General features: G+C 66.3%; 11 protein-coding genes. 5 read left to right on the forward strand and 6 right to left on the reverse strand.

Annotation, left to right across the window (positions count from 1 at the left end):
- Positions 1-178: 178 nt before the first annotated feature.
- Genes ABY44_RS07880 through ABY44_RS07890 form a run of 3 tightly spaced genes read right to left on the reverse strand, consistent with a single transcriptional unit; the run spans position 179 to position 3,845 of the window.
- Complete coding sequence (locus tag ABY44_RS07880; protein ID WP_060172597.1) at positions 179-1,369, reverse strand: acetyl-CoA C-acetyltransferase; 1,191 nt, start codon at positions 1,367-1,369, stop codon at positions 179-181.
- Between the two features lie 18 nt (positions 1,370-1,387).
- Positions 1,388-2,155 (reverse strand): 3-hydroxyacyl-CoA dehydrogenase, encoded by a 768-nt coding sequence (locus ABY44_RS07885; protein ID WP_060172595.1) that lies wholly within the window; start codon positions 2,153-2,155, stop codon positions 1,388-1,390.
- Positions 2,156-2,177: 22 nt separating this feature from the next.
- On the reverse strand, positions 2,178-3,845 hold the full coding sequence (locus tag ABY44_RS07890) for an acyl-CoA synthetase (RefSeq protein WP_060172593.1): 1,668 nt from the start codon (positions 3,843-3,845) through the stop codon (positions 2,178-2,180).
- Between the two features lie 144 nt (positions 3,846-3,989).
- Between ABY44_RS07890 and ABY44_RS07895 the strand changes: the two genes are divergently transcribed.
- Together ABY44_RS07895 and ABY44_RS07900 are read left to right on the forward strand one after the other, a co-directional pair.
- A complete protein-coding gene (locus tag ABY44_RS07895) occupies positions 3,990-5,009 on the forward strand; it encodes an AraC family transcriptional regulator (RefSeq protein WP_060172591.1) in 1,020 nt (339 codons plus the stop codon).
- Between the two features lie 151 nt (positions 5,010-5,160).
- Positions 5,161-6,414: a hypothetical protein gene (locus ABY44_RS07900; RefSeq protein WP_060172589.1), complete on the forward strand. Its 1,254-nt coding sequence runs from the start codon at positions 5,161-5,163 to the stop codon at positions 6,412-6,414.
- Between the two features lie 12 nt (positions 6,415-6,426).
- Here the strand turns inward: ABY44_RS07900 and ABY44_RS07905 are convergent, their stop codons facing one another.
- The 3 genes from ABY44_RS07905 to ABY44_RS07915 form a co-directional block, all read right to left on the reverse strand.
- A complete protein-coding gene (locus ABY44_RS07905; RefSeq protein ID WP_060172587.1) occupies positions 6,427-7,836 on the reverse strand; it encodes a purine-cytosine permease family protein in 1,410 nt (469 codons plus the stop codon).
- A 299-nt stretch (positions 7,837-8,135) separates the two neighbouring features.
- Positions 8,136-9,527 (reverse strand): aspartate aminotransferase family protein, encoded by a 1,392-nt coding sequence (locus tag ABY44_RS07910; protein ID WP_060172585.1) that lies wholly within the window; start codon positions 9,525-9,527, stop codon positions 8,136-8,138.
- Between the two features lie 80 nt (positions 9,528-9,607).
- Entirely contained in the window at positions 9,608-11,113 is a 1,506-nt protein-coding gene (locus ABY44_RS07915) for an aldehyde dehydrogenase (RefSeq protein WP_060172584.1), read from the reverse strand.
- 385 nt (positions 11,114-11,498) lie between these two features.
- On the opposite strand from ABY44_RS07915, the gene ABY44_RS07920 reads away from it, so the two are divergent.
- The 3 genes from ABY44_RS07920 to ABY44_RS07930 all read left to right on the forward strand — a co-directional run bounded on the left by ABY44_RS07920 (position 11,499) and on the right by ABY44_RS07930 (position 13,139).
- Positions 11,499-12,098: a hypothetical protein gene (locus ABY44_RS07920; RefSeq protein WP_060172581.1), complete on the forward strand. Its 600-nt coding sequence runs from the start codon at positions 11,499-11,501 to the stop codon at positions 12,096-12,098.
- A 92-nt stretch (positions 12,099-12,190) separates the two neighbouring features.
- Positions 12,191-12,562 (forward strand): nuclear transport factor 2 family protein, encoded by a 372-nt coding sequence (locus ABY44_RS07925; protein ID WP_060172580.1) that lies wholly within the window; start codon positions 12,191-12,193, stop codon positions 12,560-12,562.
- A gap of 112 nt (positions 12,563-12,674) precedes the next feature.
- Complete coding sequence (locus ABY44_RS07930) at positions 12,675-13,139, forward strand: GNAT family N-acetyltransferase (protein WP_196487898.1); 465 nt, start codon at positions 12,675-12,677, stop codon at positions 13,137-13,139.
- Positions 13,140-13,416 lie beyond the last annotated feature (277 nt).

The raw sequence follows: 13,416 nt of genomic DNA on the forward strand, positions 1-13,416 counted from the left end.
CGCGGGAAAGCGAGCGAAGGCTCGATTACGCGCGAACTGCTCGCGCCGAGCGACACGCGTGTGCCGGCGTATCAGCGATCCGCCGAATAATCCGCCGAATAAAAACGGGCGACGGGTGGTGCGCAGGGGCTCCCCGCGCACCACCCGTCGCCCCACTTCGCAGCGCGCGTGCGAAACGTTACGCGATCCGCTCGATCGCGATGGCCGTCGCCTCGCCGCCGCCGATGCACAGCGATGCGATGCCGCGCTTCAGGCCATACGTTTCGAGCGCGGCCAGCAGCGTCACCATCACGCGCGCACCCGACGCACCGATCGGATGGCCGAGCGCGCACGCGCCGCCGTGCACGTTGACCTTCTCGTGCGGCAGGTCGAGATCGCGCATCGCGGCCATCGGTACCACCGCGAACGCTTCGTTGATCTCGAACAGGTCGACGTCGCGCAGGTTCCAGCCGGTTTTCTCCGACAGCTTGCGCAGTGCGCCGATCGGCGCGGTCGCGAACAGGCCCGGCTTGTCCGCGTAGGTCGAATGCCCGACGATCACGGCCTTCGGCGTGAGGCCCAGGCGCTCGGCTTCCGAGCGACGCATCATCACGAGCGCGGCCGCGCCGTCCGAGATCGACGACGCATTGGCGGCCGTCACCGTGCCGCCGTCGCGGAAGGCCGGCTTCAGCGTCGGGATCTTGTCGAGTTTCGCCTTGCCCGGCTGTTCGTCGATTGACACGACAGTTTCGGACTTGCCGGCCTTCACGGTCACCGGCGCGATCTCCGACACGAAATGCCCTTCGGCGATCGCGCGTTGCGCGCGCGTCAGCGACGCGATCGCGAACGCATCCTGTGCGTCGCGCGTGAACTGGTACGCCTGCGCACAATCCTCCGCGAACGTGCCCATCAGGCGGCCCTTCTCGTACGCGTCCTCGAGCCCGTCGAGGAACATGTGGTCGAGCACCTGCCCGTGACCCATCCTCATCCCCGCGCGCGCCTTCGGCAGCAGGTACGGCGCGTTCGTCATGCTCTCCATCCCGCCCGCGACGGCGACACCCGCCGAGCCCGCCAGCAACAGGTCGTGCGCGAACATCGCAGCCTTCATCCCCGAGCCGCACATCTTGTTGACCGTGGTCGCGCCTGCCCCGAGCGGCAGTCCGGCCTTCAGCGCGGCCTGCCGGGCCGGCGCCTGGCCCTGGCCCGCCGGCAGCACGCAGCCGAACACGATTTCATCGATACGCTCGGCCGGCACGTTCGCGCGCTCGAGCGCCGCGCGAATCGCCACCGCGCCGAGATCGCTCGCGCTGGCTGCCGCCAGGTCGCCCTGAAAACCACCCATCGGCGTACGCGCCGTGCCAACGATTACGATCGGATCCTGAGTCGTCATGATTCGCTTCCTCCAGTGTCAGCGCGGTGCCATGCGCAACGCGCCATCGAGACGGATGACTTCGCCGTTCAGCATCGTGTTTTCGGCGATGTGGCGCACCAGCGCCGCAAATTCTTCCGGGCGGCCGAGCCGCGGCGGGAACGGCACGCTCTTGCCGAGCGCGTCCTGCACGTCCTGCGGCATGCCTGCCATCATCGGCGTCGCGAAGATGCCCGGCGCGACCGTCACCACGCGAATGCCGAACCGCGCGAGCTCGCGCGCGATCGGCAGCGTCATGCCCGCGACACCGCTCTTCGATGCCGCATACGCGGCCTGCCCGATCTGCCCGTCGAACGCCGCGACCGATGCGGTGTTGACGATCACGCCGCGCTCGCCTTCCGCATTGGCGTCCTGCTTCGACATCGCTTCGGCGGCCAGCCGGATCATGTTGAACGTTCCGACCAGATTGATCGATACCGCGCGCGCGAAGCGGTCGAGCGAATGCGGACCCTCGCGGCCCACCACCTTCTCGCCCGGCGCGACGCCCGCGCAGTTGACGAGTGCGTCGATGCGGCCGAACGCGTCACGCGCGGCGGCGACGGCCGCCTGGCCGTCGGCTTCGCTCGTCACGTCGGTCTTCACGAAGCGTGCAGCCTCGCCGAGCGCGTGCGCGAGGCCCGCACCGGCCTCTTCGTTGACGTCCAGCAGCACGGCGTTGCCGCCTTCTGCGACCACCATGCGCGCCACCGCGGCGCCGAGGCCCGACCCGGCGCCCGTGATCAGAAAAACGCGATCCTTGATATCCATTCGCAATCCGTACAGTGTGTGTTCAGGGTTGAGCGGCCTTGTCGGCTTCCATCTTGCGCAACACGAAGCGCTGGATCTTGCCGCTCGGGGTTTTGGGCAGCGCATCGACGAAGTCGATCGCGCGGGGATAGGCGTGAGCGGACAGCCGCCGCTTCACGTGCTGGCTCAGTTCCTCGGCCAGTGCCGGCGTGCCGTCGAAGTCGTTCGACAGCACGACGAACGCCTTGACGATCTCCGTGCGCTCCGCATCGGGCACGCCGATGACGGCGGCCTCGCTCACGGCCGGATGCTCGATCAGCGCGCTTTCCACGTCGAACGGGCCGATCCGGTAGCCGGACGACGTGATCACGTCGTCCGCGCGGCCGATGAAGCTCACGGTGCCGTCCGGCTCCAGCTCGACGTTGTCGCCGGTCCGGTAATAGCCGCCCGCGATCGCCGGCGTGTCCTGTTGCCAGTAGCCATGGAACCACAGCAGCGGCGAGCGCGCGATGTCGATTGCGAGGTTGCCGGGCTCGCCGGGGCCGAGTTCGCGGCTCGCTTCGTCGAGTACCGCGACGCGGTAGCCGGGCATCGCGAAGCCGGCCGAACCGGCGTGGACGGCATGCGCGAGGCCGTGGTGGTTGTTCACGACCATCCCGAGTTCAGTCTGGCCGTAGTGATCGTAGATCGGCGCGCCGAGCGCCGCGTCGAACCAGCGCACGACTTCCGGATTCAGCGGCTCGCCCGCGCTGCTGACCACGCGCAGCTTGCCCTTCAGCCGCGCCGCCGCTTCCGTCCCGGCCGCCATCAGCATCCGGAACGCAGTCGGCGAGCCGGCGAGGCTCGTGATCCCGAGCCGTTCGATCACGTCGTACGTGCTGTCGACCGTGAAGCTGCCCTCGTAGAGCGTCGTCGCGTGGCCGAGCATCAGCGGGCCCGTGATCGCGTAATAGAGCCCGTATGCCCAACCCGGATCGGCGATGTTCCAGAACCGGTCGCCCGCACGCAGGTCGACCGCTTCGCGCATGTACGCGCCGAACGCGAGCAGCGCGCGCAGCGGAACCGGCACGCCCTTCGGCAAACCCGTCGTGCCCGACGTCGACATCATCATGAACAGGTCGGACCCCTTGCGCAGCACCGGTTCGAACGAGTCGGACCGCGCATCGAGCGCCGCACGGAAATCGATGTCGTTTTCCGGCAGCGTCTCGCCCGGCTCGCGCACCGTCGCAACGGTCGGGCAAGCGGCAATCTCGTCGAGCTTCGCGCGATTCGCGACGTTGGTCACGACCAGGCGCGCGTCGCTCATGCGCAGCCGGTGCTCGATCGCCTTCGGGCCGAACGCGGTGAACAGCGGCTGGTAGACGGCGCCCGCGCGCCACGTGCCGAGGATCGTCGCGACGAGTTCGGGCGTGCGCGGCAACAGGCCCGCCACCACGTCGCCCGGCTTCACGCCCTGCGCGACCAGCAGGTTCGCGACGCGTGCCGACAGCGCCTTCATCTGCGCAAACGTGTAGCGGCGGTGCTGCCCGCCGGCGTCGATCCAGTCGAGCGCGATCGCGTCCGCGGAGGCGTGCCGGTCGCAGCATTCCACGCACGCGTTCAGGCCGCGCTCCAGGTCGCCGTGCAATTGCTGCGCGGCGGTCTCGATACTGAATCGGGCCACGGCGTCGGCGTAGGCCGGCACCGCCCGGGCGGTAGCTCCATCAGGCATGCGTGTCTCCTGTGCGTTATGGCCCCCGGCGAGCCAGGGGCGCGACGGGGATAGCTCGATAGTAGACAGCCCCCACATTGCAATCAATGACAAACGGAATCTAGAATCGTGATCGCTTTTGCCATGTCGGGAGGATGCAGGAAAATGGGGCCGCAGATGATTTCGCCGGATTTCGTCGACGACGCGCTCGCGTGCCTGCGCCGGCAACGCATCGCGACGGCGCCCGTGCTGCGCGCCGCCGGCCTGCCGGCCGCCGTGCGCGAGCCCGTCACGCCGCAGCAGTACGGCAGGCTGTGGCTCGCGATCGCCGGCGCCCTCGACGACGAATTCTTCGGGCTCGCCGCGCGCCCGATGCGGCACGGCAGCTTCACGCTGCTCTGCCACGCGGTGCTGCACGCCGGCACGCTCGACAAGGCGCTGCGGCGCGCGCTGCAGTTCCTGCGCGTGGTGCTGGACGAGCCGCACGGCGAGCTCGTCGTGGCCGACGGGCAGGCGCAGATCGTGCTGACGCAGACGGGTGCGCCCTACCCAGCGTTCGCGTACCGGACGTTCTGGCTGATCCTCCTGGGCGTCGCATGCTGGCTGATCGGCCGGCGCATCCCGCTGCAACGCATCGACTTCGCGTGCCCCAGCCCCGACCAGCGCAGCGACTATCACCAGTTCTTCGGCGTGCCCGTGCATTTCGACCGGCCCGACAGCCGGCTCGCATTCAACGCCGCCTACCTCGCGCTGCCGACGATCCGCTCCGAGCAGGCGCTGAAGACCTTCCTGCGCGGCGCGCCCGGCAACCTGCTCGTGCGCTACCGGCACGATACGGGCTGGGTCGCGAAAACGCGCGCGCAGCTGAAAATGCTGCCGGCCGCCGAGTGGCCCGACTTCGATACGCTGGCCGTGCGCGTCGGCACGACGCCCGCGACGCTGCGGCGGCGTCTGCGCAGCGAAGGGCAAAGCTTCGCGGCAATCAAGGACGAGTTGCGCGGCGCGCTCGCCCAGTCGCTGCTGCGCGGGCATACGCTCAGCGTCGCGGAGATCGCGGTCGAGCTCGGCTTCACCGAGCCGAGCGCGTTTCATCGCGCGTTCCGGAAATGGACGGGCACGAGCCCCGGCGCGTTCCGTCGGGACGTGCATGCGGCCGAGGCGGAACCGGGAAGTGCGAGCGGATGACGCGGCGGGCGGTCGTCGACAGGCGTGCTGGGCCGACATGGAAACGCTCACTCGACGCTGATACGATGCGACCTGCCGGCTGCCGTTCGTTGTCGATGGTTGTCGGCAAGCGACGGCGAATACACGACTCACCACTACCGCTCCCGCTCCTATGCAAGCCACCGATTTTTCCGACACTGAACTGGCTGAACTGCGCGCGCACGGCATCGTGCTGTTTGCCGACCGCGTGATCTTCGACGCTCAGCCGCCGATGCCGGCCGACCAGATCGCGGCCGTGCAGGCCCGCTGTCACGGCGACCTTCCGCCCGCACTGCTCGAGCTGTGGTGCACGACGGCCGGCGGCAGCCTCGACTACGACCTGACGCTGGAGATGAACGGACACATCGAAGCCATCAGCTGGGGGGAGCTGTTCTACAACGGCAGCAACGGCTACCGCGACCTGGAAGGCTGGATCGACCACGAACTCGAACTGGCCGAGGAAGCCGCCGACGAGCATTCACGCCCGTGGAGCGGCAGGCTCGACGTGTTGCCGTTCGGCGGATTCGAGTACTGCGACCGCATCTACATCGTGACGGACCCCGATGCGAAGGATCGCGGCCACGTGCTCGCGTGGAAACAGGGGCTGCCGCCCGCGTGGCGCGGCGCGATGCACGAGGACGGCCTCGCGACGGTCGCGCCGGACCTGTACGCGGCATTCGGCGCCCTGCAGCTCAATGCGGACCCGCTGGAACCCGGCAACGAAAACGGCACCGGCGCGACGTTGCTCGACTATATCGACGAGCGCCAGGCCGAGCATGGCTTGTCGGCATCGCTGGGAGACAAAGTGATCGCGTTCTATCGCCGGGCCGTGATCGACTGGCGCACACCGCTCGCCGACGGCACGCTCGCCGCCCAACCGGCGCTCGCGCGCCACGCGTTGCGACATGCGATCGACCACGACGACGCAGCGCTCACCGTGCAACTGGTACCGCTCATCGCGAATCTCGGCGCGGCACTCGCCGGCAGTTCGAACCCGGCCGACTATGCGCTGCGGCGACAGAAATTTGCCGCCGCGAGCGCATTGCTCGAATCCGGCGCACCGGTCGCGCCGGATTCGCTGGAGTCCGTGTCCGGCATGGTGCCGCCCGCACTGATTCGCGCGCTGCTCGACGCCGGCGTGCAGCCGGATGCCGACGCGATGGCGCGCTGCGTCGCCGCCGGCGGCACCGACAGCGCGCGCCTGATCGGCGCCGCACTGTCGGCTCAAGGCGTCGATGCGGCGTCTGCCTGCCGTTCGGCGATCGCGACGCTGCTGCACGAACTCGAGACCGACATCGCCCGGGTCCGCGCCGGCAAGCTCCACCACCATCTCGGCCTCGACGGGCTCGAAGCCCACGCCGAGCGCCTGCGGACATTCAGGCCGTGACGTGACGCTCACTCAGCGGGAAACGCCGTCGACGCGCACGGCGATATCCCGCAGCGGCCGCGAGAACAGTTTGCAGCCTGCGTAGTAGACGAGCGACGTCAGCGACAAGCCGACGATCCACGACACGTCCGCACCGCCGAGCCGGCTCGCCAGTTCGCCGGTATAGAGATCGGTCGCCATGAACGGCGCCTGCGCGACGATGCCGATGAAATACGAGCCGACGGCGATCGTGTTGAAGCGTCCGTAGATGCCGCCGTCCTGCCGGAAGAACGAATCGACGTCGTACTCGCCGTGACAGACGAGGTAGTAGTCGACGAGGTTGATCGCGGTCCACGGCACGAGCACGTACAGCAGCAGCAGGATGAAGTTCGTGTAGCCGGCGAGGAAATTGTCCTGCCCGAACAACGCGATCGCGAGCGCAATCGCGCACAGGACGATCGCGGTGATCGCCCGCGCACGCGCCTTGCCCGACCACGACGGAAAGAGCGTCTGCAGCACCGTGATGGCCGACAGCGCGCCGCAATACAGCTCCATCGCATTGCTGGCCGCGATGCCGAACGACAGCACGACGATCACGAGTACGCTGATCCCTTGCGTGAGGCCCGTGAGGCCGCTCACGACATTGCCGTCGGGCGTCGCAAGGCCCACCAGGCAGCCGAGCAGCATCGGGAAGAACGAACCGAGCACGCAGCCCCAGTAACTCGACCAGAACGCCGTGCGCGGCCCGGTATCGGGCGGCAGGTAGCGGGAATAGTCCGACACGTAAGGCGCATAGGCGATCTGCCACAGCGCGGCGACCGACATCGCGCCCAGGAAGCCGGACAGGTTCAGCGAATGCTTCGAGAAGGTATCGGCGGGCAATCCATGCACGAAAATGATCCAGACGAACGCCAGCACGAGTACGCTGCCCGAGCACCAGCTCAGCATTCGCGAATACGCGTGGATCAGCTTGTAGCCATAGATCGACCCGAGCAGGCTGATCAGGCCGATCGTCACGACGCCCGCATCGAGCGGAATACCGGCGTCCAGGCTGTGCAGCGCCTGCCCGCCGAACACGCAGTTCGATGCGAAGAAGCCGACGTACATCACGACGACCAGCGCGACCACCAGCAGCGCGCCGAACGACCCGAACTGCCCGCGGGTCTGGATCATCTGCGGCACGCCAAGCTGCGGCCCCTGCGCGGAATGCAGCGCCATGAAGACCGCGCCGATCAGGCTGCCGACGAGCGTGGCGAGCGCCGCCCACCAGAACGGCTGCTTGAACACCGTGGTCGCGAGCGATCCGGTGACGATCGTCAGCATCATGATGTTCGATCCGAACCAGATCGTGAACAGGTCCTTCGCGCTGCCATGGCGCTCGGTCAGCGGAATCGGCTGGATGGTGCTTTCCTCGAGATGAGCAATGGACTCGCCCTGACTCATTTCGTCTCCTTGTTTATGTTGTGGTGTTCGCGGGTTCGGCGGCTGGAGGGTGGCCCGGAATGCCAGGTGCACGTGAAGCGCGGGTTCTGCGACGAACTCATTCTTCTTATTTGCATTCCTGATCAATAGGCGGTCGATAACGCATCGCTTTACATGACTGCCGCCTGCGGCACTCCGTTCTCAACGCGTCGGCCAGCCGCTCCTGTAGATGAGCGAATCCGGCCCGCGTTCGGAGCGGAACCCGTGGTTCGGTGCGCTTCCGCCCGTCTGTTGCCGGACGGAAGCGTGTCGCTCGACAGTCAGCAGTCGATCCCGAGCACTTCCCGCGCGGTGGCATCCACGGCCTTGCGCATCGTGTCGACCAGTTCATCGATTTGCGCGTGATCGATCACCAGCGGCGGCGCAACGATCAGGCGGCCATTCGTCGAACGCACGATCGCGCCGAGTTCGAACCCGACCGTCCGGCTGTGCCAGGTCAGGTCCGCCTCGTTCGCAAAGCGCTCGCGCGTCGCCTTGTTCTTCACGAACTGGATCGCGCCGACCGCGCCCACGCCCTGAATCTCGCCGACGAGCGGATGGCCGTCGAACGCATCGCGCAGCGCCTTCTGCAGATACGGTCCCGTGTCCGTCTTTGTCCGTTCGACGAGGCCTTCGCGCTCGAGCACGTCGAGGTTGGCCAGCGCGACGGCGGCCGCGACCGGGTGCCCCGAATAGGTCAGCCCGTGCGCATAGACGCCGCCCTTGTCGACCAGCGCATCGCCCACGCGCCGGCTCATGATCAGCCCGCCCATCGGCACGTAGCCCGAGGTCAGCCCCTTGGCCACGCAGATCAGGTCAGGTTCGAAGCCGAAGTGGCGGTGCGCGAACCACTCGCCGGTACGGCCGAAGCCGCCGATCACTTCGTCCGCGCAGAGCAGCACGTCGTATTGACGGCAGATGCGCTCGATCTCCTGCCAGTAGCCGTCCGGCGGAAAGATCATCCCGCCCGCCCCCTGGAACGGCTCCGCGACGAACGCGGCGACACGGTCCGCGCCGATCTCGAGAATCTTGCGCTCGAGCGACAGCGCCGCCTGTTTGCCGAATGCCTCGGGGCTCAGGTCGCCGCCATTCGCATACCAGTACGGTTCGTCCACGTGCGCGATGTTCGGAATCGGCAGGTCGCCCATTTCGTGCATGAATGCCATGCCGCCCAGCGACGCGCTGCCCACCGTCGACCCGTGATAGCCGTTCACGCGGCCGATCAGCACCTTCTTCGCGGGCTTGCCCATCACGTCCCAGAACCGCCGTACGGTGCGAATCAGCACCTCATTCGATTCGGAACCCGAATTGGTATACACCACGTGACTGAAACGATTGCCGAGCAGCGCGAACAGACGCTCCGACAGTTCGATCACCGAGGGGTGCGTGGTGTGAAAGAACATGTTGTAGTAGGACAGCTCCTTCATCTGCCACGCGGCGGCGTCGATCAGCTCCGGCCGACCATAGCCGACGTTGGTGCACCAGAGCCCGGACATGCCGTCCAGGTAGCGGTTGCCGTCGTTGTCCCATAGATGGACACCTTCGCCGCGTACCATCACGCGCGCGCCTTCCTCGTTCAGCGCCTTCTGGTCGACGAACGCATGCAGGTGATGCGCGGCGTCGCTGCGTTGATAGTCCTGCGTCGTACGATGCGGAAAGCTGGGCGCGTTCATGGGCAAGTCTCCGGTTCGTTGTGTAGATAAAGGCGTTGTCGTGTAGCGCGGCGCGGCCGCTTGCGGCCCGCTGCGTCGAATCAGTAACTGATCCAGGTCGTCTTGAGGCCCGTGTACTTGTCGATCGCATGCAGCGAAAGATCGCGGCCGAAGCCGGACTGGCGGAACCCGCCGAACGGCGTCTGCGCGCTCAACGCATCGACCGTGTTGACGGACACCGTGCCGGCGCGCAGCCGGCCCGACACACGGTGTGCGCGTGACAGGCTGCCGGTCCAGACAGACGCGGCAAGGCCATAGATCGAGTCGTTCGCGAGCCGGATGGCCTCGTCCTCGGTGTCGAATGCCATCACCGACAACACCGGCCCGAAGATCTCCTCGCGCGCGATGGCGTCGTCGTGCTTCACGTCGATGAAGATCGTCGGCTCGATGAAGTAGCCCTTGCCGTCGACCCGCGGCGCGCCTCCGCCGATCGCGAGCGTCGCGCTGTCGCGGCCGCGAGCGATCCACTCGAGCACGCGCCGATGCTGCGGCTCGTCGACGATGGCCCCCATGCCGCTCGCCGGATCGAGCGGATCGCCCGGCATGAACGCAGCGGCATGCGCAATCAGGCGGTCGACGAACGCATCGTGAATCGAACGCTGAACCAGCAGCCGCGAGTTCGCGGAACACACCTCGCCCTGGTTGAAGAAGATGCCGAAGCACGCCTTGCGCGCGGCAAGATCGAGATCGTCCGTATCGTCGAAGACCAGGTTCGGGCTCTTGCCGCCGCACTCGAGCCACACCTGCTTCATGTTCGACTGTGCGGCGTACTCGAGGAATTTCTTGCCGACGGCCGTCGAGCCCGTGAATGCGAGCACGTCGACGTCGGGATGCAGCCCGAGCGCCCGCCCCGCGGTTTCGCCATAGCCCGGCACGACGTTCAGCACACCCGGCGGCAGGCCGGCCTCAAGCGCCAGTTCGGCGAGACGCAATGCGGACAGCGGCGATTGTTCCGCCGGCTTCAGCACGACGCTGTTGCCGGCCGCCAGCGCCGGCGCCACTTTCCACGCGACCATGTCGAGCGGGAAATTCCACGGCACCACCGCACCGACGACGCCCAGCGGTTCGCGCGTGACGACCGCGAGGTTGCCGGGGTCGGTCGACGCAACTTCGCCGTGCAACTTGTCGACGGCTTCGCCGTACCAGCTGAACAGCCCTCCTGCGGCCGGCACGTCGATGCTGAACGCGTCCGCCACGCGCTTGCCCATGTTGAGCGAGTCGAGCAGTGCGAGCTCCGAACCGTGCGATACGATGAGCTCGCCGAGCCGGCAGAGCACACGCTTGCGCTCCGCCGGTGCGCAGCGCGACCAGACGCCGGATTCGAACGCGTGACGCGCGGCACGCACCGCATCGTCGACGTCCGCGGTATCGCACGACGCAACTTCCGCGATGACGGCCTCGGTAGCCGGATTGATTGCGGCAAACGTCCGGCCGCTTCGGGCCGGCACGCTGCGGCCACCGATATGCGCGAGCGTTCTCGGCTCGACTTGCGCCGCGAGACGTCTCCAGTCCGCGTGCTGATGGTTTTCTGCTGAAGTTGGGTTCATTCAAGACTCCGTTTTGACGACCAGGCGTTTGTGCGTTGTTCTTCGCCTGAACTCGACCCGACGAAAGACGCCAGCGGGCGCAACCGATGCTCATGACCGCAGTGAATCGCCGCAGTCGTCCGGTCGACAAACTGTCGATCATCAAAAAGCGATTTGAAAGAACAGTTTTTCTTCTCATTGAAGAGGTTATTTCTATTCATCCTGCGTGCGTGCAGTGGGTTTTCCTGCCATGGCACGATCCCGGTGCCGTTTGTTTGCGTGCGACCTCATCGGCTTTCCGGTGCGATGCAACGCGACACCCGATGCGACGCCTGGCCAGCACGACATTGCGCCGCGGCCCGTCCGACCACATACTGGTCGGACGGTGCGAACAAGGATGCATTCGATGGGGAATGTCGATCAGGGTGCCGCTTCGATCTTCGGCGTCGTCGGAACGGCCGTGTCGTTGCTGGCGGCAATCCCGTACGCGCTCGCGATCTACCGGCGCACCGTTCGTCCGCATCTGTTCACATGGCTCGTGTGGTCGGTCGTCACGGCGATCGCGGCTGCCGGCCAGTTCGTCGCGGGTGCCGGGCCGTCCGCGTGGTGCACGGCGGCGATTGCGGTGACATGCTTTCTGACGCTGGTCGCCAGCGTGTTTCGCGGCGAACGCGGCTGGACGCGCGTCGACTGGTTTTTCCTGGTCGCGGCCCTGTCGGCCATTCCGCTTTGGATACTGACTGACGATCCGACGATCTCGGTCTGTCTGGTGACGCTGATCGAACTTGCCGGCCTCGGCCCGACCGTCCGCAAGACGATCCACGATCCGTGGAGCGAGAGCCTCGCGTATTTCGCGCTGTGCGTGCTCAAGTACGCATTGGCACTGCTGGCATTGAGCACGTGGGGTATCGCGGTCGCGTTCTATCCGGCTGTCAACATCGTTGCGTCGATCGGCATCTGCGTGGTGATGCTGGTCCGGCGTCAATCGTTGTCGGCCACGCGGTAAGCGGTATCCGTCGGTGCGGTATGTTGCCTGCTGTCGAGGCTCGTCGATATGAGCGGAACCACAAACCTTCAGAGACGATACGAGGCCCGGAAATGGATGCAATCCGTACAGTCATCGAACCCAGCGAAGCCGCGCTTCGCGCCGCGATGCTGGCCAACGATGTCGAAGCACTCGAAGCGTTGCTGGACGACGACCTGGTGTTCACCGTTCCGACCGGCCAGGTCATCTCGAAGGAAGACGACCTGGCCGCGCATCGCGAAAATCTGCTGCGTCTCGACAAGCTCGAGGTGCAAGAAACGCGCGCCTGCGCGATCGGCGAGATGATCCTGACCACAACGAAGGCGACGCTCGCCGGCCATTTCGACGGCACGGCATTCGACGGCGTGTTTGCCTATACTCGGCTGTGGCGTCGATCGGGCGCCAGCTGGCGCATCGTCGCCGGGCATGCATCGCAGGTCATGTAGTCGCGTCGAGCTCGCCTCCCTTCGAGTCGGCAAGCTGCGAATCCGGAGTTGTTTGAGTCGATGCGAGCCAGACGATACCTCGACGAAGGTGTCGACCATGACAGGAGACGAAATGCACAAACCATTTACCGTACGTGCTGCCCGTACCGCGGACGCGGGCGAACTCACGCGTCTGGCTCGCATTTCGAAGGCACACTGGGGCTATCCGAAGGACTGGCTCGACTTGTGGCAGGGCGATCTCACAATTGCGCCGGAAACGATCGATGGGTCGATCGGTTACGTCGCGGAATCCGCGGAGGCAATCATCGGGTTCTGGGTCAGGGCGTCGTCGGAATCGGATCGCCCGACACCTGGATGGCTGTTCGTCCATCCCGACCACATGGGCCGGGGTGTCGCCCGTGCGCTGTGGGAAGCGGTCCGCAAGGAAAGCGCTTCGAGAGGGATCAGGAGCTTTGTGATCGAAGCCGATCCCAATGCGGTTCCGTTCTATTTGACGATCGGGGCTGAAAAAGTCGGAGAAAAGGAATCGAGCATCGTCCCAGGCAGGTTCTTTCCAATCTTGCGGATCACGATCTGACTCGTGAGGCAGCAGGAAGCGGTATGACTCACCATGCCGCACTCGGGAGAATCGTGCCGGCGGCGGTTGTGGAAGAGGTTCCAAGGGGCATGGAGTGTAACGGGGAGGGCGTCGGGAGCGCAGAGCTACCGACGCATTCTGCGCCCGGTTGCAGCCAGGCCACCGATCCCGATCACTCGTGCATTTCCGTCGCCGAAATGCAAAAACCCCCGCCTGTTCGGGCGGGGGTTTCTGGCTTAGGGAGCCTGACGATTACCTACTTTCACACGGGAATCCG

Source organism: Burkholderia sp. ZZQ-2 (assembly GCF_050768715.1).
Classification (GTDB): Bacteria; Pseudomonadota; Gammaproteobacteria; order Burkholderiales; family Burkholderiaceae; genus Burkholderia; species Burkholderia cepacia.